17 protein-coding genes are annotated in these 21,429 nt (G+C 67.9%); 7 read left to right on the top strand and 10 right to left on the bottom strand.

All coding sequences use genetic code 11. The features are described from left to right. Nucleotides 1–26: 26 nt before the first annotated feature. The gene (locus A6B37_RS00960; protein WP_111824652.1) at nucleotides 27–833 is read right to left on the bottom strand and encodes a helix-turn-helix transcriptional regulator; all 807 of its coding nucleotides are present in this window, start codon (nucleotides 831–833) and stop codon (nucleotides 27–29) included. Between the two features lie 98 nt (nucleotides 834–931). Here A6B37_RS00960 and A6B37_RS00955 point away from each other — a divergent pair, with 98 nt between their 5' ends. Both A6B37_RS00955 and A6B37_RS00950 read left to right on the top strand, forming a co-directional pair. Then, nucleotides 932–2,386 carry an MFS transporter gene (locus A6B37_RS00955; RefSeq protein ID WP_111824651.1) on the top strand — a complete coding sequence of 485 codons (1,455 nt, stop codon included), beginning with the start codon at nucleotides 932–934 and terminating at the stop codon, nucleotides 2,384–2,386. A gap of 69 nt (nucleotides 2,387–2,455) precedes the next feature. Then, nucleotides 2,456–3,052 carry a hypothetical protein gene (locus A6B37_RS00950; protein WP_102772421.1) on the top strand — a complete coding sequence of 199 codons (597 nt, stop codon included), beginning with the start codon at nucleotides 2,456–2,458 and terminating at the stop codon, nucleotides 3,050–3,052. Between the two features lie 268 nt (nucleotides 3,053–3,320). Here the strand turns inward: A6B37_RS00950 and A6B37_RS00945 are convergent, their stop codons facing one another. From A6B37_RS00945 to A6B37_RS00910, 8 genes are all read right to left on the bottom strand, one after another. Next, nucleotides 3,321–5,531: a TonB-dependent receptor gene (locus A6B37_RS00945; protein ID WP_111824650.1), complete on the bottom strand. Its 2,211-nt coding sequence runs from the start codon at nucleotides 5,529–5,531 to the stop codon at nucleotides 3,321–3,323. A gap of 177 nt (nucleotides 5,532–5,708) precedes the next feature. Continuing rightward, complete coding sequence (locus tag A6B37_RS00940; RefSeq protein WP_111824649.1) at nucleotides 5,709–7,208, bottom strand: M81 family metallopeptidase; 1,500 nt, start codon at nucleotides 7,206–7,208, stop codon at nucleotides 5,709–5,711. After that, the gene (locus A6B37_RS00935; protein ID WP_102772423.1) at nucleotides 7,205–8,488 is read right to left on the bottom strand and encodes a Zn-dependent hydrolase; all 1,284 of its coding nucleotides are present in this window, start codon (nucleotides 8,486–8,488) and stop codon (nucleotides 7,205–7,207) included. The genes A6B37_RS00940 and A6B37_RS00935 overlap by 4 nt, the downstream gene beginning before the upstream one ends. A 19-nt stretch (nucleotides 8,489–8,507) precedes the next feature. Further along, nucleotides 8,508–9,206, bottom strand: a complete 699-nt coding sequence (locus tag A6B37_RS00930; RefSeq protein WP_102772424.1) for an ABC transporter ATP-binding protein — start codon at nucleotides 9,204–9,206, stop codon at nucleotides 8,508–8,510. Further along, nucleotides 9,203–9,982: an ABC transporter ATP-binding protein gene (locus tag A6B37_RS00925; RefSeq protein ID WP_102772425.1), complete on the bottom strand. Its 780-nt coding sequence runs from the start codon at nucleotides 9,980–9,982 to the stop codon at nucleotides 9,203–9,205. The genes A6B37_RS00930 and A6B37_RS00925 overlap by 4 nt, the downstream gene beginning before the upstream one ends. After that, nucleotides 9,979–10,965 (bottom strand): branched-chain amino acid ABC transporter permease, encoded by a 987-nt coding sequence (locus A6B37_RS00920; protein WP_102772426.1) that lies wholly within the window; start codon nucleotides 10,963–10,965, stop codon nucleotides 9,979–9,981. Before A6B37_RS00920 ends, A6B37_RS00925 begins: the two co-directional genes overlap by 4 nt. Next, nucleotides 10,965–11,822 (bottom strand): branched-chain amino acid ABC transporter permease, encoded by an 858-nt coding sequence (locus A6B37_RS00915; protein WP_102772427.1) that lies wholly within the window; start codon nucleotides 11,820–11,822, stop codon nucleotides 10,965–10,967. The genes A6B37_RS00920 and A6B37_RS00915 overlap by 1 nt, the downstream gene beginning before the upstream one ends. Nucleotides 11,823–11,888: 66 nt before the next feature. Next, nucleotides 11,889–13,097, bottom strand: a complete 1,209-nt coding sequence (locus A6B37_RS00910; protein WP_111824648.1) for an ABC transporter substrate-binding protein — start codon at nucleotides 13,095–13,097, stop codon at nucleotides 11,889–11,891. Nucleotides 13,098–13,346: 249 nt separating this feature from the next. Between A6B37_RS00910 and A6B37_RS00905 the strand changes: the two genes are divergently transcribed. Then, nucleotides 13,347–14,186 (top strand): FCD domain-containing protein, encoded by an 840-nt coding sequence (locus A6B37_RS00905; RefSeq protein WP_111824647.1) that lies wholly within the window; start codon nucleotides 13,347–13,349, stop codon nucleotides 14,184–14,186. Between the two features lie 269 nt (nucleotides 14,187–14,455). Further along, the gene (gene acnA / locus A6B37_RS00900; protein ID WP_102772430.1) at nucleotides 14,456–17,161 is read left to right on the top strand and encodes an aconitate hydratase AcnA; all 2,706 of its coding nucleotides are present in this window, start codon (nucleotides 14,456–14,458) and stop codon (nucleotides 17,159–17,161) included. 189 nt (nucleotides 17,162–17,350) lie between these two features. On the opposite strand, the gene A6B37_RS00895 is transcribed toward acnA, so the two are convergent. Continuing rightward, complete coding sequence (locus A6B37_RS00895; RefSeq protein ID WP_102772431.1) at nucleotides 17,351–18,127, bottom strand: class III extradiol ring-cleavage dioxygenase; 777 nt, start codon at nucleotides 18,125–18,127, stop codon at nucleotides 17,351–17,353. 210 nt (nucleotides 18,128–18,337) lie between these two features. Here A6B37_RS00895 and A6B37_RS00890 point away from each other — a divergent pair, with 210 nt between their 5' ends. The 3 genes from A6B37_RS00890 to efp all read left to right on the top strand — a co-directional run bounded on the left by A6B37_RS00890 (nucleotide 18,338) and on the right by efp (nucleotide 21,381). Further along, nucleotides 18,338–19,540 (top strand): DUF2863 family protein, encoded by a 1,203-nt coding sequence (locus tag A6B37_RS00890; protein ID WP_111824646.1) that lies wholly within the window; start codon nucleotides 18,338–18,340, stop codon nucleotides 19,538–19,540. A 13-nt stretch (nucleotides 19,541–19,553) separates the two neighbouring features. After that, entirely contained in the window at nucleotides 19,554–20,666 is a 1,113-nt protein-coding gene (gene earP, locus A6B37_RS00885) for an elongation factor P maturation arginine rhamnosyltransferase EarP (protein WP_111824645.1), read from the top strand. Between the two features lie 154 nt (nucleotides 20,667–20,820). Continuing rightward, nucleotides 20,821–21,381: an elongation factor P gene (efp, locus tag A6B37_RS00880; protein ID WP_102772434.1), complete on the top strand. Its 561-nt coding sequence runs from the start codon at nucleotides 20,821–20,823 to the stop codon at nucleotides 21,379–21,381. The last annotated feature ends 48 nt before the right edge of the window (nucleotides 21,382–21,429 follow it).

Here is a 21,429-nt window from a genome sequence, read left to right as displayed (position 1 = left end):
GCCCCGGAGCGATCCGGGGCCGTTTTTCATTTGCGGCCGCCCTGCGCGGCGTCCGGTTGCCTCGCATACACGACCAGGCGAAGATGCCGGTCCTCGTCGATGGTCAGCGAAGTGTGCTCGTAGGGCTCGGCCCGGCCGTCCATCGCCAGGGTGCGCACGCCGCTGCATGGCGCATGCACGTCATGCTTGCGCCACCATGCCTTGAACTCCGGCGACACCTGCCGCAGCTCGTCGACCAGCTCGTGGATGTCGGCTTCCTGCGTGGCGCGCGCGAAATCGCGGCGAAAGCTCGACAACATCAACGGCGCCTGTGCTTCCCAGTCGTGCACGCGCTCGCGCAGCAAGGCATCGGTGAACAGCATCCACAGCAGGTTGCGCCGCCCGGGCGCATGCGAACCGAAGGCGAACATGGCGTCGGCCAACGCGTTGTAGCCCAGCACGTCCCAGCGCAGATTGAGCACGAAGGCCGCATGCGGCAGATCGTGCATCAGGCGCGCCACCAGCGGCGGCAGTTCGCACCAGGTCTTACCGGGTTCGGCGGGCGGCCGTTCGTGGGCCAGCAGGAACAAATGGCGGCGTTCGGCGGCGTCCAGTTTCAGCGCGCGCGCCAGGTTCTCCAGGAACGCGGCGGACACGCCGATGTCGCGCCCCTGCTCCAGCCAGGTGTACCAGGTCAGTCCGACCCCCGCGAGCGCGGCGACCTCTTCGCGGCGCAGGCCCGGCGTGCGCCGCCGCCCGCCGCTGGGCAGGCCCGCATCCGCGGGCGACAGGCGCTCGCGGCGCGCGCGCAAGAAGGCGGCAAGGTCGGCGCGGGTACGTTCCAGGGTGCGCATGGCTTATCTCATTGCTTTAAGTAATAGCATAAACGGTTAAATTGTAATTGCTTAACCAGGCCAGCAGAATGATTGCCTCTCTATTCTGGATAAGCAAGATGAACCCGCATTCCTGTATTTCCGCGCCGCCCGCGGGCGCGCTCGCCGCCCCGCCCTGGCTTGGCCTGTCCGTGCTGCTGCTGGGGGGCTTCGTCACCATCTTCGACCTGTTCGTGGTCAACGTCGCCATCCCCGCCATGCAGGCCGGACTGGGCGCCAGCTTCGCGCAGATAGGCTTCATTGTGGCCGGCTACGAGCTGGCGTTCGGCGTGCTGTTGATCACGGGCGGGCGGCTCGGCGATCTGTATGGGCGGCGCCGCCTGTTCGCCGTCGGCATGGCCGGATTCACGCTGGCCTCGGCGCTGTGCGGGCTGGCCCCCGACGCCGGCTTCCTGATCGGCGCCCGGGTGTTGCAGGGCCTGGCGGCCGCCTTGCTGTTCCCGCAGGTGTATGCGTCCATCCGCGTCAATTTCGAGGGCGAGCACGGCCGCCGCGCCTTCGGCCTGCTGGGCATGACGCTCGGCCTGGCGGCCATCGCCGGACAGGTGCTGGGCGGCTGGCTGGTGCACGCGGATCTGTTCGGGCTGGGCTGGCGCAGCATCTTTCTCATCAACGTGCCGATCGGCCTGGGCGCCATCGCGGCCGCGCGGCGCATTCCGGAATCGCGCGCGCCGCAGCGTCCGGCGCTGGACTGGAGCGGCGTGCTGCTGGTCAGCCTGGGACTGGCGCTGCTGCTGGTGCCGCTGATCGAAGGCCCCGGACAGGGCTGGCCCGCCTGGAGCCTGTGGGCGCTGGCCGCGTCGGCCGCGCTGCTGGCGGCGTTCTATCGCCACCAGGAACGGCGGCGCATCGCGGGCGGCCTGCCGCTGGTGGACATGCGCCTGTTGGGCGAACGGCGCTTCGCACTGGGCGCGCTGCTGGTGCTGCTGATCTATTCCACTTCCAGTTCGTTCTTCCTGTGCTTCGCGCTGCTGACGCAGACCGGACTGGGACTGGACCCCTTCGTGGCGGGCAGCATATTCGCCCCATGCAGCGTGGGCTTCGTCGCCGCCTCGCTGGCCGCGCCCCGGCTGGTGTCGCGCTGGGGCATCCGGGCCATCGCTGCGGGCGCGCTGGCCTATGCCGCGTCGCTGGCGGTGCTGATCGCGCAGGTGTGGGCCGCGGGCGCCGGCCTGGAGCCGCTGCGGCTGATTCCGGCGCTGATCGCGGTGGGCGCCGGCCAGGGCATCATCATGACGCCGCTGCTGAATCTGGTGCTGGGGTTCGTCAGGCAATCGCAGGCGGGCATGGCGGCGGGCGTGGTCTCCACCGTGCAGCAGGTCGGCGCGGCGCTGGGCGTGGCGGCGGTCGGCATTCTGTTCGGCGCGACGCTGGCCGACGGCGTTGCGGCGGCCCGGGCGGACCTGTACGTCTCGGCCTTCGTGGCGGGCATGCTGTACAACCTGGGCGCCGCCTTGCTGGTTTGCGTGCTGTTGCGGATGCTGGCGAGCATCCAGCGGGAGGCGGGCCGATAGCGGCGCACTGCGATACGTTTCAATACAATCGCAACACCCGTCTACATAGCCCCGGAGGAAATCCCGCCAATGACCCGGCTCCTGCTGCCGCCGCTGCTGCTGGCGCTCGCCGGCTGCGCCACCGCGCCGCCGTCCAACCCGGAGAACATCTGCGCCATCTTCCGCGAAAAGCCGGACTGGCACGACGCCGCGCTGCGGGTGCAGAAGAAATGGGGCGCGCCGGTGGCGGTGCCGATGGCGATGATGTACCAGGAATCCTCGTTCAAGCAGGACGCGCTGCCGCCGCGCTACTACTTCCTGGGCTTCATCCCGTGGGGCCGGGTCAGCTCGGCCTACGGCTACGCCCAGGCCAAGGACGAAACCTGGGCCGACTACAAAAAAGACGCAGGCGGCTGGGGCGCCAGCCGCGACGACTTCGCCGACGCGCTGGACTTCATGGGCTGGTACATGAACAAGACCCAGCGCATCAACGGCGTCTCCAAATGGGACGCCTACGGCCAGTACCTGAACTATCACGAAGGCTGGACCGGCTACCGCAACCGCAGCTACGAGCGCAAGGCCTGGCTCAAGACGGTGTCGGGCAAGGTCCAGGCGCGCGCCGAGAAATTCAGCGCGCAGTACAAGAGCTGCGAAGCCAGCCTGACGCGCGGCGGGTGGTTCTGGTAAAGGCTGCCGAAGCGTGGCTGGTGCGGATGGTGCGGATGTCGTGGGTGGCGTAGGATGGGTGCAGCGCGGCAAGCCCTTTGCAAGAATACTGGCGCTGACCGCGCGTAACCCATCGGCCGGCGGGAGCCGGCGTTTGCCTCTTGCCACGAAAGGCGGCGGCTAGCGCCGCCTGATGGGTTACGCGCGCTCGATATTCGTGTTTTTGCGCAAGAACTCTCGCGCTGCACCCATCCTACGCCACCCACACCGGCCACGCCATCCAACCCCCCTAGAAATCCATGCTCGCGCTCAGCGAGAAGGTGCGCGGCCCGCCCAGCGCCAGATAGCCGTTGCCGGGATACCCGCCCACCGAGGACCAGTAGTTGCGGTTGGCGATGTTGTCCACGCGCGCGCGCAGGGTCAGCACGTGGCCGTCCACGTCCATCATGTAGCGCAGGCCGGCGTCGAAACGGGTCCAGCCCGGGACCTTGAGCGTGTTGGCGTCGTCGGCGTAGGACGAGCCGGTATAGACCACGCGGCCGTCCACCGCCAGGCCGGGCACGCCCGGGATGTCCCATTCCACGCCCAGGTTGGCCTGGAAGCGCGGCACGCCGATCACGCGGTTGCCGTCGATGGAGGGCGTGCCGGTGGCGCGCTGCTCGGCGTCCAGCCAGGTCAGCCCGCCCAGCAGGCGCACGCTGTTGACGGGCTCGCCGTAGAAGGTCAGCTCGGCGCCCTGGTGGCGGTCCTTGCCGGAGATGGTGAGCGCGTTGCTGGCGTCGTACATGGCGCGCGGCCGGTCGGTGGAGAACAGCGCCAGGCCCGCGCCCAGTCCGTCGCCCTCGTACTTCACGCCGACTTCCTTCTGCTTGGAAACGAAGGGCGGCAGGCTCTGGCCGACGTTGGGCACCGGCTTGCCGCCGGCCATGGCCGGAGCGGTCGGGCCTGCCGTCAGGGCCTCGATGTAGTTGGCGTACAGCGAAACGTCGGGCGCGACCTTGACCACCAGGCCGGCGGCCGGCGAATTGTGGCTGGCGTCATAGGCGCTGCTTTCGTTGCCGGTGTTGTACGCATACGCGCGCTGCGACAGGCGCTGGTGGCGGATGCCCGCCGTCAGCCGCACCCGGTCGTCGAGGAACGACAGCGTGTCGCCGATGGCGTAGCTGCTCAGGCGGATGCGGTTCTGCAGCGCCGGATCGTCCAGGTCGTTGCCGCGCAGCGCGCCGGCGCTGAACGCCGGCTTGTCGTACGAAACCGGGTCGTAGATGTTGGTGGGGAACTTGTTGCCGAAGTCCATCACGTAGGCGTTCCTGGTCTTCAGGTCGAAGAACGAGGCCGACACCACGAATTCGTGGCCCACCGGGCCGGTGCGGGCCTTGCCGCGCAGGCCGAACTCGCCGGTGTTGACGCTGTCCTCGCGCGTGTTGTCGAACCGGTAGAAGGTGCCGTCGCCCGTGCTGCCGTTGGTCAGCGTGATATTGCCCAGCGAGTTGGCTTCGTCGCTGCGGCGCATGCCGAAGGCCGCGTAGGCCGTCAGCCGGTCGCTGAAATCGTGTTCGGCGCGCACGGTGCCGAAGAGATCGCGTTCGTTGGAATAGGTCCAGGGCTGCGCGTAGTTGGAACTGGCGTCGGGCGCGTCGGGCACCGTGGTGACCCCGGCGCCCAGCGTGACGTTGGGACGCGCGCGCTTGAGCTTGTTTTCCTGCCAGCCGATGTCGGCCGACAGGCGCGTATCGGCCGAGCGCCAGTCCAGGCCCAGCGACACCAGGCTGGTGCGCGAATGTTCGTCATCGATGCCGGTGTCGCCGCTATGCTGCGCGGCGTTCAGGCGGATGCCGGTGCTGTCGCCCGGACCGAAACGGCGCGCGAGGTCGGTGGACAGCTGGATGCGGCCGCCGCTGGACACGCCGGTGGTGACGCGCGTCAGCGGTTCGTTGGGCGCGCGCTTGGGCACCAGGTTGATCACGCCGCCGATGCCGCCGCCGCCGGGCGCCGCGCCGGTCAGGAAGGTCGAAGCGCCGCGCAGCACCTCCACGCGCTCGAACAGTTCGGTGGCGATGTACTGGCGCGGCAGCAGGCTGTAGAGACCGTTGTAGGCCACGTCGTCCGAACCCAGGATGAAGCCGCGGATGAAGTACGACTCCTGGAAATTGCCGAAGCCCCGCGCCACGCGCACGCCGGCGTCGTTCTGCAGCACGTCGCCCACGCTGCGCGCCTGCCGGTCCTGGATCAGCTCGTTGGTGTAGCTGGTGATGCTGAACGGCGTGTCCATGATGTCCTGCGTGCCCAGCACGCCGATGCGCCCGCCGCGGGCCACCTGCCCGCCCGCGAACGGCGCGGCCAGGCCGCCGGCCGAGGCGTCGGCGCTGGCTTCGACGGTAATGGCGTCCATGGAAACCACCGGCTCCTGGCCGGTGGCGGAAGAGGCGGCGTTCTGGGCGTAGACGGAAGCGCAGCACGGCAGCGCGGCTGCCATGCAGGCTAGGGCTTTGATCTTCATATCGGGATGTCCGCGTGGGCGGGTCTTGAGTGGAAAACTGCAGAATCCCGATGGGCCGGGCTTCAATTCATCCCGGCCATGATACACAAAACGGAATCGTTCTCATTAGTTTTACTAATTACTGAACATGTGAATGTTGCCCTGGGGCAACGTCGATTCCCGTTGTTCAATGGGTCATCAGCTACGCGGGTCGTAATCCTCGGGGGCCATCGGCTCCAGCGGAAAATGCGGGCCCGTGCGCTTGCGGAATTCGAACAGAGACCAGTCCGAACTGGTCACGCCGGGGCTGTCGCACTCCACCAGCGCCGATGAGATCGGCACGAATACGGGCCGGCAGTACATGCGCGACTTGACCAGGATGTAGCGCGCCTCGGTGGGCTCTACGCCCAGGCTGCGGAATACGCCCAGGTCCCAGGGCTCGTGCGTGCGTTCGGTGATGACCAGGCGCGCCGCGCCGATGTCGAGCACGGCGCTGCGGCCCATGCAGGCCATCTGCCCGGTGTAGGTGGGCCCCGTGATGAGATATTCGCCGTTGCTGAGCGCCTCCACCCGGCCGCGCAGCGTGACCGGGCGGGCCGGACGGCCGATGCTGTCGATGGCGCGCTTGTTGCCCACCGGCAGTTCCACCTGCGCCCCCACGCCGGCGCGCGTGAGCGCAGCGACCGCTTCCGGATCGCAATACAGCCCCGCCACGATGCCGTCCAGTCCCGCGTCCAGCGCCGCCGTCAGCACGTCCATGGTGTCGCAGGTGCCGCCGCTCATGCAGTTGTCGCCGTGGTCCAGCAGCAGCACCGGCCGGCTTGCGCCTTCGGCCAGCTGGCGCGCGCGCGCCAGCGATTGCGCCAGCGGCTCGCTGCGGTACAGAAAGCCCTCGCGGTCGGCCCAGATGGACGCGGCCATGTCGCCGGCGATGCGCTCGGCCTCCTCCTGGCTGCCGTCGGCCACCGCCACCACGCTGAGGCAGGGATGGGGGATGTCGGCCAGCCCGAAGCCGGCCAGCACCGAGACGCCGAGCGCGCCGGCGGCTTCGGCGCGCCGCGCGGCCTCGACGGCTGCGCGCATCGCGCCTTCGCCGGTGTTGCTGCGCAGCGTGTGCGATACCAGCGGCAGCCGGCGCCAGGCCATGAACGGCCTGGTGCGGCCGTCGATGGCGTCGAACAGCAGGCGGCCGGCGTGCTCGCCGGTTTCGTACATGTCGATGTGCGGATAGGTCTTGAAGCTGACGATGACATCGGCGTTGGCGACCATCTTCGGCGTCACGTTGCCGTGCAGGTCCAGCGCGACCGCGATGGGCGCGTCCGGCGCCGCGCGGCGCACGCGTTCGAGCAGGTCGCCTTCGCCGTCGTCGGTGCTTTCCACCGCCATCGCGCCATGCAGGTCCAACAGGATGGCGTCGCAGCCCGGCGCGGCCGCGACGATGCGCGCGCACAGGGTTTCGTAGGCGTCGGCGGCCACCCGGCCGCTGGGATAGGCGGTGGCCGACACCGGCGTCACCAGCTGCGCGCCGCGCGCCTCGGCCAGGTCGATGAACGCCGCCATCGCGGTGCGCTTGCCGTGGTTCTCGGCATAGGCCTCGGCGTCGAAGGTCGGCCCCGCCACGCCGAAGGCCGACAGCGGCGTGGGCACCGGCGAGAAGGTGTTGGTCTCGTGGTTCATGCGGGCGATCAGGACTTTCATGCCGGCGCTCCCTGGGCGGATTCGATGCGGCCGCAGCAGCGCAGCATGGCGTGCAGCAGCACGTTGCAGCCGGCCTCGAGGTGTCCGGGCTGCGCATCCTCGATCTCGTTGTGGCTGATGCCGTCCTTACACGGCACGAAGATCATGGCGGTGGGCGCGACCCGCGCCATGTAGACCGCGTCGTGGCCGGCGCCGCTGATCACGTCCAGCGAATCCAGCCCCAGCGTGCGCGCGCCGTCGCGCACGGCCTGCACCAGCCGCGGCTCGAAGGGCTGCGGCGGGAAGTACACCACTTCCTTGCGTTCGACCTCGAAGCGGCCCGGCTGGGCCAGTTCGTCGCAGGCCCGCGCCAGGGCCGCGGCCATGCTGTCGAGCGCGGCGTCGTCGGCCGCGCGCAGGTCCACGGTCAGCGAGACCCGCCCCGGAATCACGTTGCGCGAATTCGGATAGCCGTCGATGCAGCCCACCGTGGCGCGGCCGTGCGGGGCGTGGTCCAGCGCGATCCGGTTGACCGCCAGCACCAGCTGCGAGGCCGCCACCAGGGCGTCGCGGCGCAACTCCATCGGCGTCGGGCCGGCATGCGCCTCCTGGCCGGTGATGGTGATGTCGTACCAGCGCTGGCCCAGCGCGCCCTGCACCGCGCCGATGGTGATGCCGTGCGCCTCCAGGATCGGCCCCTGCTCGATGTGCGCCTCGAAATAGGCGCCCACGGCCCGCGGGCGCGCCGGCTCCGGTCCGGCATAGCCGATGGCGCGCAGCGCGTCGCCGACGCTGACGCCGTCGCGGTCGCGCGCGGCCAGCGCGTGTTCCAGCGTGAAGGCGCCGGCATAGACGCCCGAGCCCATCATCACCGGCACGAAGCGCGAACCTTCCTCGTTGGTCCACACCACCACTTCCAGCGGCGCCTCGGTGACGAGGCCGCGCTGGTGCAGAGTGCGCAGCACCTCGATGCCGGCGAGTACGCCGTAGTTGCCGTCGAACTTGCCGCCGGTGGGCTGGGTGTCGATGTGGCTGCCGGTCATCACCGCCGGCAGGTCGTCGCGCAGGCCGGCGCGGCGCATGAAGATATTGCCGATGGCGTCGACCCGCACGGTGCAGCCCAGCTCGCGCGCCCAGCGGCAGACCAGGTCGCGCCCCTGGCGGTCCAGGTCGGTCAGCGCCAGCCGGCACACGCCGCCCTTTTCGGTGGCGCCGATGCGCGCCAGTTCCATCAGCGACGCCCACAGGCGCGCCCCGTCGATGCGGATGCCGCTCACGGCCTCCAGTGCGTTCATTTCCATGATGATTTCCTCGTAGATCTCAGACCCCCACCCCCAGGTAGCGGTCTTTGACGTTCTCGTCCGCCATGAATTCCGCATTGCTGCCCTGGTAGACGATGGTTCCCTGTTCGATGACGAAATGCCGGTCGGCCAGCTGGGTACAGACCTCCAGGTTCTGTTCGACCAGCAGGATGGTGACGCCGGCGCGCTTGATGGACTGGATCTGCGCCACGATTTCCTCGACGATCACCGGCGCCAGGCCTTCGACCGGCTCGTCCAGCATCAGCACGCGCGGATGGTTCATGAGCGCGCGCCCGATGGCCAGCATCTGCTGCTCGCCGCCGGACAACTGGCCGCCGCCGTTCTTGCGCCGCTCCTTCAGCCGCGGAAAGATGCGGTAGACATCTTCCAACTGCCACGGCGAATCGCGGCGCATGCCCAGCTTGAGGTTTTCCTCCACCGTCAGCAGCTTGAAGATGCCGCGGTGTTCGGGCACCAGGCACACGCCCATGGCGGCGATGCGGTGGGCCGGCAGCCCGGCGATGTCGCGCCCGCCGAAGCGCACCGCGCCGGCCTTGGGCGCGATCACGCCGGCGATGGTCTTGAGCGTGGTGGACTTGCCCGCGCCGTTGCGCCCCAGCAGCGTGACCACCGTGCCCTGCTCCAGCTGCAGCGACACCCCTTGCAGGATGTGGCTCTTGCCGTAGTAGCTGTGTATGGCGTCGACGTCCAGGATCATGCCCGGCCTCCCGTGATCATGTTGCCCAGGTACGCGGCGCGCACCCGTTCGTCGCTGCGGATGGCGCCGGGCGGGCCTTCGACCAGCACCCTGCCCTGCTGCATCACCGTGACGGTGTCGGAGATGTCCATGACGATGTTCATGTTGTGCTCGATCAGCACCACCGTATGGTCGTCGCGCAGGCTGCGGATCAGGCGCTTCATCTCTTCCAGGTCGTCCACCCCCATGCCGGAGGTGGGCTCGTCCAGGAAGATGGCGCGCGGCCGCGCGGCCAGCGCCATGCCCACTTCCAGGCGCCGCTGCTGGCCGTGCGACAGCGCGCCGGCGGCCACCTGCGCCAGGCGCGGCAGGCCCAGGCGTTCGAGCGCGGCGTCGACCACCTCGCGCTGCGCCCGCGCCCCGGTCGGCGGATGCCAGCAATCGAACGCGCCGGCGCGGTGCGCGCCCTGCGCCGCCAGCCGCAGGTTCTCGCGCACCGACAGATTGGCGAACAGGCTGGTGACCTGGAACGAACGGGCGATGCCGCGCTGCACGCGCTGGTGGTCGGCCTCCTGCGTGACGTCCTGGCCGTCGAACACGATGCTGCCCTCGCTGGCGCGCAGCGTGCCGGTCAGGATGTGGAACAGCGTGGTCTTGCCGGCGCCGTTGGGGCCGATCACCGAATGCACCGTGCGCGGCCGCACCTCCAGGTCGACCCCGTGCAGGGCCACGAACTTGCCGAAACGCTTGACGATGCCGCGCGCCTGCAGCAGCGGCGTGGAAGCAGCCTGGTTCATGCGCGGTTCTCCTCGACGGCGGACTGCCCGCCGGGACGGCGCCGCAGCGCCAGCCAGATGCGTTCGCCCAGGCCCCACAGCCCTTTCTGCATGAACAGGCTGACGGCGATCAGCAGAAAGCCCAGCAGCATCAGCCAGCGCGGCCAGAGCGTGGAGAGCCAGTCGGCGGACAGCACATAGAACGCCGCGCCCAGCACCGAGGCGAACAGATTGCCGGTGCCGCCGATGACGGTCATCACCAGGATCATTTCGCTGCTGTGGTATTCGATGCTGGAGAGCGGCGCGATGCCGGTCATCATGGCCAGGAAGGCGCCGGCCAGCGCCGTCACCGCCCCGGAAATGGCGAAGGCCGCCAGCTTGAACAGGCGCACGTCGTAGCCCACCGCCATGGCGCGCGCCTCGTTGTCGCGGATCGCCAGCAGCGTGCGGCCGAACACCGAATTGGTCACCCGCAGCAACAGCCAGAACACCGCCAGGAAGCACGCGGCCACGAAGGCGTAGAAGCGCCAGGGCGTGTCCAGCGGCAGGATCTCCAGCCCCGCCACCGACAGCGGCGGACGCGGCACGTCCAGCAGGCCGTTGTCGCCGCCGGTCAGATCCGGCAGGCTGTAGGCCAGGAAATAGAACATCTGGGCGAAGGCCAGGGTCAGCATCACGAAATACGCGCCGCGCTGGCGGATCGCGAACCAGCCCACCAGCGTGGCCGCCAGCGCCCCCACCGCCATGGCCGACAGCAGCGCCAGCGGCATCGGCATGCCGGTGCGCGTGAGCAGCAGCCCCGCCGCGTAGCTGCCCAGGCCGAAGAAAATGCCCTGCCCGAACGACAGCAGCCCGGTAAAGCCCAGCAGCAGGTTGCAGCCCAGCACGGCCAGGGCGTAGATCAGCACTTCCGCGGCCAGCGAACCCGACTGCATGACGAGCGGCAGCAGCAGCGCCACGGCCAGCGCCAGCAGCAATTGCGCGTGCGATTTCAAGCGCGTCATCATCCTCTCCCCATCAGGCCGTGAGGCCGCAGCAGCAGAACCGCGGCCATCGCCACATAAATCATCAGCCGCGCGCCTTCCGGCCACAGCGTGCTCATCACGCTCTGCACCACGCCGATCAGAAGGCCGCCGACCAGCGCGCCGAAGAAACTGCCCATGCCGCCGACCACCACGATGACGAAGGCGATGCCCAGGGCCTCCACACCCATGAAGGGCTCCACCCCGCGGATCGGCGCGGCCAGCACGCCGGCCAGCGCCGCGGTGGCCGCGCCCAGCGCGAACACCAGGCTGAACATGCGGAACACGTTGATGCCCAGCATCGAGACCATCTCGGTGGACTCGCTGCCGGCGCGCACCGCGCTGCCCAGCCGCGTGCCTTCCAGCACGTACCAGAGCAGCAGCGAGAACACGGCGGTGAAGCCGATCACGAACAGGCGGTACTTGGGATAGATGAAGCTGCCCCACATCACCACGCCCTGCAGCGAGGCCGGCACGGCCACGTTGTCGCCGATCGGCCCCCACACCACGATGACCAGTTCCTGCAGCACCAGGGCCAGGCCCACGGTGATGAGGATGTGGAACTCGTGCGCCTGCGCGTAGACGTGGCGCAGCACGATTTTTTCGGCGGCCCAGGCGCATGCGCCCACCAGCAGCGGCACCACCGCCAGGGCCAGCCAGAAGTCCAGCCCCCATTCGATGGCCTGGAAGCAGAAGTAGGCGCCCAGCAGATAGAACGCCCCGTGGGCGAAGTTCACGAAGCGCAACAGACCGAAGACGATGGACAGGCCGACTGCCAGCAGGAAGTACAGCATGCCCACTCCGATCCCGTTGATGACCTGGAGCAGATAGACGTTCATGGAAAAGCCCGGAAGAAGTGGCGCCGGGCCGCGGGACGGCGCCCGCGGCCTCCCTGGGTCGGGCTGCTAGAGCTTGCAGCCGGTTTCCGCGGGCGGCAGGAACGAGCGGCCGCTATGCACGATCTCGGCGTAGTCGTCCTTGTCCTTCATGTCCTTCTTGGCGCGTCCCTTGAGCAGGTAGTAGTTCTTCATGACCTGGTGGTCGGCCTTGCGGATCTCCTCCGGCCCGGTCAGCCCTTCGTAGGCCATGCCTTCCATCACGGCGACCACCTTGGCCGGGTCGGCGCTGCCGGCCTTGACGATGGCGTCGAGCATGATGCGGGTGCAGATGTAGGAGCCCGCCAGGCTGTAGTTGGGATTGGCGCGGGTCTTTTCCTGGGAGAGCTTGACCAGCTCCTTGTTCAGCGGGCTGTCGATGCCGTGCCAGTACTGCGCGCCGAAATACACGCCTTCGCACAGGTCGGCGCCCAGGCTTTCGAACTGCTCCAGGCCGGACGCCCAGGCCACCAGGATGGTGCAGTTCTGCTTCATGCCGAAGCTGACCGCCTGGCGCAGCGTGTCGGACGACTGCGAGCCGAAGTTCAGGATCAGCAGCACGTCGGGCTTGGCGGCCAGCGCGTTGGTGAGGTAGCCGCTGAATTCCTTTTCGGTCAGCGAGTGATAGCTGTTGCCGACGTGCTCGATGCCTTTTTCCTTGAAGATGGCCTTGGCCGCGTTGAGCAGGCCGTCGCCGAACACGTATTGCGGCGTGATGGTGTACCAGCGCTTGGCCTTGGGCAGTTTTTCCAGCAGCGGGCGCACGGTCTGCTCGATGGCGCCGAAGGTCGGCACCGACCAGCGGAAGGTCGCCCGGTTGCAGTCCTTGCCGGTGATCTCGTCGGCGCCGGCGGTGGTGATGAACACGCCGCCGGCGCGCTCGATCTCCTTGCCCATGGCCAGCGCTTCGGACGACAGGATGCCGCCGGCGAAGAACTTGACGCCTTTCTGCTGCGAGACTTCCTGGACCTTGCGCACCGCCGTGGCCGGCTTGCCCTCGGTGTCCAGCACGGTATAGGCCAGCGGCCGGTCCAGCGCGCGGCCGTACTGCTCCAGCGCCAGCTTCATGCCCAGGTCGGCGTATTTGCCGTTGGCGGCGAACGGGCCCGACATGGGCACGGGACAGCCGAACTGGATGGCCTCGGCCGTCTTGGCCTGGGCCAGCGCGGACCGGGCGGTCCACAGCGATCCGGGCAGAGCGCCGAGCGCGGCGATTTTCAACAGGTTGCGGCGATTCAAGATGATTCTCCCCTGGACGCCGCGGACTGCCGCCGCGGCATGTTGACGATGTCGGGAGCGCCCCATGCGCGTCCCCCTTCCGACTCTGTCTGCTCCAAGCTGCGGGCCGGCCGGCCCATACCGCGATCCTATTTATCATGATAAATAGGATAATTATCATGATCAGATTGCGGGTCCGGCCCTGTCAATACCGGCCGCATCAGGTATAACCCTGGGCCGCGGCCCGTCCCGCAGCAACGGAGAAACGCGATGGCGTTCGACAGTCAGGACCTACCGGCAGGCGGCATCGCGAGTCCGCCCAAGCGCAGCGATCTGGTCGCCGAAGAGATCAAGCGGCTGATCACCGCCAAGAACCTGCTGCCCGGCGACAAGCTGCCGCGCGAAAGCGAGCTGCAGAGCATGTTCTCGGTCAGCAAGAGCACCATGCGCGAGGCGCTCAAGTCGCTGGAGGTGCAGGGGCTGGTTAAAGTCAGCACCGGCCCGGGCGGCGGCGCCACCGTGGTCGAGGTGCCGCTGGACCGCACCTTCCAGCTGATGCAGAACTACCTGTTCTTCAAGGAAGTCAGGATCGAGGACATCTACCAGGTGCGCCGGCTGCTGGAGCCGGAGCTGGCGGCCAGCGCCGTGCCCTTCCTGACCGAGGCGCACTTCGCCGCGCTGCAGGAGAACATCGCGTGCTGCGATCCCAGCGCCGGCCACGTGCACGACCCGCTGGCCCAGCGCCAGGAAGAAATGAACTTCCATGACATCCTGGCGTCGGTCTGCCCCAATCCGTTCCTGCGCTTCAGCTGCGAAATGACCAACGAGATGATCCGGCAGCTGACGGTGTTCGACAACGACATGCCGCTGGCCGAACAGCAGCGCTTCGGCAGCGCCAACACGGGCTTTCACCGCCAGATCCTGGCCGCGGCGCGCGAGCGCGACGTCGAGAAAGTGCGCGCGCTGATGAGCGAACACATGCAGGACGCGATGCGCTCGGTCAAGCGCATGCACGGCAAGCTCGAAGGCCGCCTGATCCTGGATTCCGAAATGTCGCGGCGCAACGCCGCGCGCAACGTCCGCCGCGTGCGCCGCCGGAAAACGTCCTGACTCTTGCGGCCGGGGCGTCCGCCCGGGCGTTGCCGGCGCGCATACGTCTGTAGGATTTTTCTGGATATATTCCGGGCATCTTGCAGGGTTGGCGCGCATCCGCCACAGTATGGGATCGCGACCGCTGCACGGAACTTTGACGTGCCGTTTAAGTCTTATATAAGATACAAGACATACCACTGCGCGCGGCCTTGTCTCACATACAATGACAAACGCGCAAAAACGCCAGAAAATGCCGGCTTTAGGCGGGCAAAACCACGGAGTCCATCATGCCGCACAACACCCTAGACACTCTCAAGAATTTCAAGATCGGCAGCAAGGCCTGTCAGTACTACTCGCTGCCGGCGCTGGGCAAGGCCCTGGGCATCGACGTGCAGCGGCTCCCGGTCTCGATCCGCATCGTCCTGGAGTCCGTGCTGCGCAACTGCGATGGCAAGAAAGTCACCGAAGAACACGTCCGCCAGCTCGCCAACTGGCAGGCCAACGCCAAGCGCGAAGACGAGATCCCCTTCGTCGTGGCCCGCGTGGTGCTGCAGGACTTCACCGGCGTGCCGCTGCTGGCCGACATCGCTGCCATGCGCTCCGTGGCCGACAAGATGGGCAAGAGCCCCAAGAGCATCGAGCCGCTGGTGCCGGTGGACCTGGTGGTGGACCACTCGGTCATGATCGACTACTTCGGCACCAAGGACGCGCTGGACCTGAACATGAAGCTGGAATTCAAGCGCAACCAGGAGCGCTACCAGTTCATGAAATGGGGCATGCAGGCGTTCGACACCTTCGGCGTCGTGCCGCCGGGCTTCGGCATCGTCCACCAGGTCAACCTTGAATACCTGGCCCGCGGCGTGCACCACGACAAGAAGAACAACGTCTACTACCCCGACTCCCTGGTGGGCACCGACAGCCACACCACCATGATCAACGGCATCGGCGTGGTCGGCTGGGGCGTGGGCGGCATCGAGGCCGAAGCCGGCATGCTGGGCCAGCCCGTCTACTTCCTGACCCCCGACGTGGTCGGCGTGGAACTCAAGGGCCAGCTGCGCGGCGGCGTCACCGCCACCGACCTGGTGCTGACCATCACCGAAATGCTGCGCCGCGAAAAAGTGGTGGGCAAGTTCGTCGAATTCTGCGGCGAAGGCACGGCCAGCCTGTCCGTGGCCGAGCGCGCCACCATCGGCAACATGGCGCCCGAATACGGCGCGACCATGGGCTTCTTCCCGGTCGACGAGCGCACCATCGACTACTTCCGCGGCACCGGCCGCACCGAAGAGGAAATCGCCGCCTTCGAAGCCTATTTCAAGGCCCAGAAGATGTTCGGCATCCCCAAGGCCAAGGACATCAACTTCACCAAGCTGCTGACGCTGGACCTGTCCACCGTCGCGCCGTCGCTGGCCGGTCCCAAGCGTCCGCAGGACCGCATCGAGATCGGCAACGTCAAGAACACCTTCATCGACCTGTACTCCAAGCCGATCGCCGAGAACGGCTTCAACCAGCCGGCCGAGAAGCTGGAACAGACCTTCACCACCAGCGCCGGCACCAAGATCAAGAACGGCGACATCCTGATCGCGGCCATCACGTCCTGCACCAACACGTCCAACCCCAGCGTGCTGCTGGCCGCCGGCCTGCTGGCCAAGAAGGCCGTCGAAGCCGGCCTCTCGGTGCCCAAGCACATCAAGACCTCGCTGGCCCCCGGATCGCGCGTGGTCACCGAGTACCTGACCAAGACGGGCCTGCTGCCCTACCTGGAAAAGCTCGGCTTCGATGTGGCCGCCTACGGCTGCACCACCTGCATCGGCAACGCCGGCGACCTCAGCCCCGACCTGAACGAAGCCATCATCGGCAACGACCTGATCTGCTCGGCCGTGCTCTCGGGCAACCGCAACTTCGAGGCCCGCATCCACCCGAACATCAAGGCCAACTTCCTGGCCTCGCCGCCGCTGGTGGTGGCCTACGCGCTGGCCGGCACCGTCACGCGCGACCTGATGACCGAACCGGTCGGCCGCGGCAAGAACGGCGACGTCTGGCTGGGCGACATCTGGCCGACCACCGAGGAAATCAACTCGCTGCTGAAGTACGCGCTGGACCCCAAGGCCTTCGAGGCCAACTACGGCCAGGTCAAGAGCAACCCCGGCAAGCTCTGGGAGAATATCAAGGGCGTCAAGGGCGACACCTACAACTGGCCCGACTCGACCTACATCGCCGAGCCGCCGTTCTTCGACGGCTTCGGCATGACGCCGGGCGCGATCCCGACCGTCAAGGGCGCCCGCGCGCTGGGCGTGTTCGGCGACTCGGTCACCACCGACCACATCTCGCCGGCCGGCTCCATCAAGGAAACCTCGCCCGCGGGCAAGTGGCTGAAGGAGAACGGCGTCATGAAGGCCGACTTCAACAGCTACGGCTCGCGCCGCGGCAACCACGAGATCATGATGCGCGGCACCTTCGCCAACGTGCGCATCAAGAACCTCATGATCCCGGCCCTGCCCGACGGCAGCCGTTTCGAAGGCGGCGAAACCCTGTTCCAGCCCACCGGCGAACAGATGTCCATCTATGACGCGGCCATGAAGTACGTGGCGGCCGGCACGCCCACCGTGGTGTTCGGCGGTGAAGAGTACGGCACCGGCTCCTCGCGCGACTGGGCCGCCAAGGGCACCCAGCTGCTGGGCGTCAAGGCTGTCATCACCCGCAGCTTCGAGCGCATCCACCGCAGCAACCTGGTCGGCATGGGCGTGCTGCCCCTGCAGTTCAAGGGTTCCGACAGCGTGCAGTCGCTGGGCATCACCGGCGAGGAAACCTACGACATCTCGGGCCTGGAAAACGGCATCAAGCCGATGCAGGACGTCACGCTCACCATCACCCGCAAGGACGGCTCCAAGCAGGACGTCACGGTGCTGCTGCGCATCGACACCCCGATCGAAGTCGACTACTACCAGCACGGCGGCATCCTGCCCTTCGTGCTGCGCCAGCTGCTGGCGGCCTGATCGGCGGCAGGCTGCACAAAAAACCCCGGGACCGCGAGGTTCCGGGGTTTTTTGCTTTTTGGGTGGGCCGACCGATGGGTGTCGCGCGTTGTATTGCGGTGTTCTTCTATGTGGCGTCTCGCGCTTTACCCATCCTACGGGTTGCAAGGCCAGCGCGCCACCCATCGGCCGGCAAAGCCGGCAACCCCATCAATCGTCGAACGCATACGCGTCCATCGCCAACGCCCCGTACGAGATTTCATCGGTCAAACGGGTGGCCGACGCGCCGCCCGCGCCCAGGGCCACATAGAACGGCATCAGGTGGTCGTCATGCGGATGCGCCTGGGCCGCGCCCGGGGCCTGGGCCTGCCAGTCCAGCAGCGCGGGCAGGTCGCGCGCGGCCAGCCGGCCGGCGTACCAGTCCTGGAAGGCCGGCACGTACGGCAGCGCCGGCGCGTTCTGCGGCATGCGGACGTGGCGCAGGTTGTGGGTCAGAGAACCCGATCCGACGATCAGGATGTCCTCGTCGCGCAGCGGCGCCAGCGCGCGGCCCAGCGCCAGCTGGCCGGCCGCGTCGCGCCCCATGTCCAGCGACAGCTGCACCACCGGCACGTCGGCCTCGGGGTACAGGTAGCGCAGCGGCACCCAGGCGCCGTGGTCCAGCGGGCGGCGCGGATCGTCGGCCGCTTCGATGCCGGATTCCGCCAGCAGGGCCTGCACGCGCGCGGCCAGCGCCGGCGAGCCGGGCGCGCCGTATTGCAGCGTATAGAGTTCCGGCGGGAACCCGCCGAAATCGTGCCAGGCCACCTGGCGGTCGCGGGTCGACAGCGCCAGCCCCTCGCCCATCCAGTGCGGCGACACCACCAGCACGCCCTTGGGCTTGCGGCCTTGCGCGGCGCTCCAGCCCGCCAGCGCGGGGCCGGTCAGGCCGGGTTCGACGGCCAGCATGGGCGAGCCGTGGGAAACGAAAAGCGTGGGCCAGCGCATGGCGGGGCCTCCTGATAATGCGTCGATGACAGCATTCTCCGCCGTTTCCGATCAGCAATAAACTACCGACAAAGGGATGATATGTTGCTCATTCAGCATCAATAGGCGTGCATGCTTGGCCCGGAGCCCGGCTTGGGGTCGACCGCAAGCGGGGCGTTCCACGGGCGTTAAACTATCGCGTTGCACACTTTCTGGATGTACTCCGAAGTTATGGCCCGATCCCGCAGCCAATCCACTCCCCGCATGTCGCGCGACGCCACCCGGCTGGTCACGCTGGCCCAGGCGCTGAACCGCTCGGGCAGCCGCCTGGAAGACGTGTTCTGGGAGACCCAGCTTGGCGAAGCGATCCCGAAGCTGCTCAAGGGAGGGCAGGACGCTCCCCTGGAGGCGGCCCTGGACCACCTCGCGCAGAGCGACGTGGGCGCTTATGAAATCCTGATCGAACAGGCTGAAACCCTGTCCGAATCCATGAAGATCGAGAAGAACGGCGTGCGCTACGACGTTCTGCTGATCGTGGCGCCCATCGTCGCCTGGACGCGCTACGCCATTCCCACCGGCTCGATTCCCGCCGGCGCCCAGCAGGCCCTGCTCGCGCAGCTGCACGGGCACGTGCTGTCCAGCAAGGCGCGCAGCGCGCTGATGCCCGTGCTGGTCAGCGTCGACCAGATGCCGCGCACCTTCTCGGAAACCTGGCAGTGGCTGCAGCGCCTGGGCTCGCAGGCGCTGGGCGCCGAGACCGCCAAGCCCGCGCTCAACACCGAGGTCGAGACCGCCAACATGCTGGCCGATACCCGCTACATCGTGGCGGCCGTGGCCGTGCCGGAGAACGAGCCCATCTTCCGCTGGCAGGAACAGATGGGCGAAGCCGACGCCAGCCGCGACGCCAGCCAGCAACAGTGGGCCGCCCAGGCCCAGCCCACGCTGGCCGCCCTGCTGCCCGGCTGCGGCTTCGAAATGCTGCTGCCCGACGCCTATTACGTGAGCAACCGCGAAGCGGACCGGCGCGTGCGCCCGCTGTCGCTGCGCGCGGCGGTCAGCTGGCTCGAAGGCGCGGTCAGCCTCGAGGCCTCGCAGTTGCGCGCGGTGGTGGCCGGCTGCGGCGAAAACCGCATCGACGAATACCGCGTCGGCTTCACGGCCCGCAACAGCAACGACGTCTATTACGGCTGCGTGTGGCCGCTGTACGGCCGCGAGGAAGACCTGCCGGTCGACGAAGGCCAGCCCGACGTGATCGACGAGATCGCGGCGCTGCTCAAGGAATACGGCGTGACCGACGTGCGCCGCATCCCCGGCGTGCTGCCGCCCGAGTACTGCGAAGACTGCGGCGCGCCCTACTTCCCCAACCCGCTGGGCGAACTGGTGCACGCCGAACTGCCCGAGGACGCGGAAGCCTCCCCGGCCAAGTTCCACTAGGCCGCGCGCTGCCATGCAGGCGGACATCTTCTGCCGGGTCGTCGACAACTACGGCGACATCGGCGTGTGCTGGCGCCTGGCCCGCCGCCTGGCGCACGGCCGCGGCTGGGACGTGCGCCTGTGGGTCGACGACCTGGCCAGCTTCGCCCGCATCCAGCCCGGCATCGCGCCCGGCCTGGCGCAGCAGCGGCTGGCCGGCATCGACATCCAGCACTGGAGCGACGCGCCGGACCCCGCCCTGGCCTCGCGCGACGTGGTGATCGAGGCGTTCGCCTGCGATCCGCCCGCGGCGTTCCTGGAAAGCATGCGGCGCCGGCCTCCCGTCTGGATCAACCTGGAATACCTGAGCGCCGAGTCCTGGGTCGAAAGCTGCCACGGCCTGCCCTCGCAGCGGCCGGACGGGCTGGTCAAGCATTTCTTCTTTCCCGGTTTCACCGAAGCCACCGGCGGCCTGCTGCGCGAGCCCGGCCTGTCGGCCGAACGCGACGCGCTGCAGGCCTCGACGGATGCGCAAATCGCCTTCCTGCGTTCGCTGGGCGTGGGCGAGGAGCTGCTGTTGCGCCGCCGCGACGGCGCCCGCACCGTGTCCCTGTTTTGTTATCCCAGTGCGCCGGCGGCCGAGCTGGTCGGCGCGCTGGCGGCCGATCCGCGCCCCAGCGTGCTGCTGGCCCCCGAAGGCGTCGCGCCCGGGCTGGAAGCCGCCTGCGCGGCGCCCGGCGCGCCGCTGCTGGCCCGTCTGCCCTTCGTGGCGCAGCCGGACTTCGACCGCCTGCTGTGGTGTTGCGACCTGAACTTCGTGCGCGGCGAGGATTCTTTCGTGCGCGCCGCCTGGGCCGCGCGCCCGCTGGTCTGGCAGATCTACCCCCAGGACGGCAACATCCACCTGGAAAAGCTGGAGGCCTGGCTGGCGCGCTATCCGGCCCCGGAAACCGCCCAGGCCCTCATCCGCGCCTGGAACCAGCCCGAGCCCGGCCGGACGGCGGCCGCGCTGGCCGCCGCCCTGGCGCCGGATGCCTGGAACGGCTGGGCCGAGGCGGCCCGGGCCTGGGACGCCAGCCAGGCCGCGCGGCCCGACCTGGGCGAAAATCTGGCCGATTTCTGCGCAGAGTTGGCGAAGAAACGTTAGAATAGAGAGTTTTCCGAGAGCCCTGTATTTTGTCGGGCCTCAACTATGACGCCTCCCGGGGTGTGCACTAAGCCCAGGCGCCGGCCTTACGGCCAGCTTCCCGGGGGCTTTCTGCTAGCACGGCGAGTGCACCTATCACCCCGGAGTTTTATCGATGAAAACCGCTCAGGAACTGCGAGTCGGCAACGTGGCCATGGTTGGCAAGGACCCCCTGGTGGTCCAGAAGGCCGAATACAACAAGTCCGGCCGTAACGCCGCCGTGGTCAAGCTGAAGTTCAAGAACCTGCTGACCGGCGCCGCCAGCGAATCGGTCTACAAGGCCGACGAAAAGTTCGAAGTCGTCCAGCTCGACCGCAAGGAGTGCACCTACTCCTACTTCGGCGACCCGATGTACGTCTTCATGGACGAAGAGTACAACCAGTACGAAATCGAAGCCGACAGCATGGGCGACGCCCTGAACTACCTGGAAGAAGCGATGCCCGTGGAAGTGGTCTTCTACGACGGCCGCGCCATCTCGGTGGAACTGCCCACGACCATCGTGCGCGAAATCACCTACACCGAACCCGCCGTGCGCGGCGATACCTCGGGCAAGGTGACCAAGCCGGCCAAGATCAACACCGGCTTCGAACTGAACGTGCCGCTGTTCTGCGCCATCGGCGACAAGATCGAAATCGACACCCGCACCAACGAATACCGCAGCCGCGTCAACAACTGATCGGCCACGGACGAAAAAAATGCCAGACCTTCGGGTCTGGCATTTTTT

It is taken from the genome of Achromobacter sp. HZ01 (assembly GCF_003267925.1).
In the GTDB taxonomy this organism is placed as follows: domain Bacteria; phylum Pseudomonadota; class Gammaproteobacteria; order Burkholderiales; family Burkholderiaceae_B; genus Achromobacter; species Achromobacter pulmonis_A.
The sequence above is the reverse complement of the archived record's forward strand: the minus strand, read 5'-3'. Positions and strand labels throughout refer to the sequence as shown.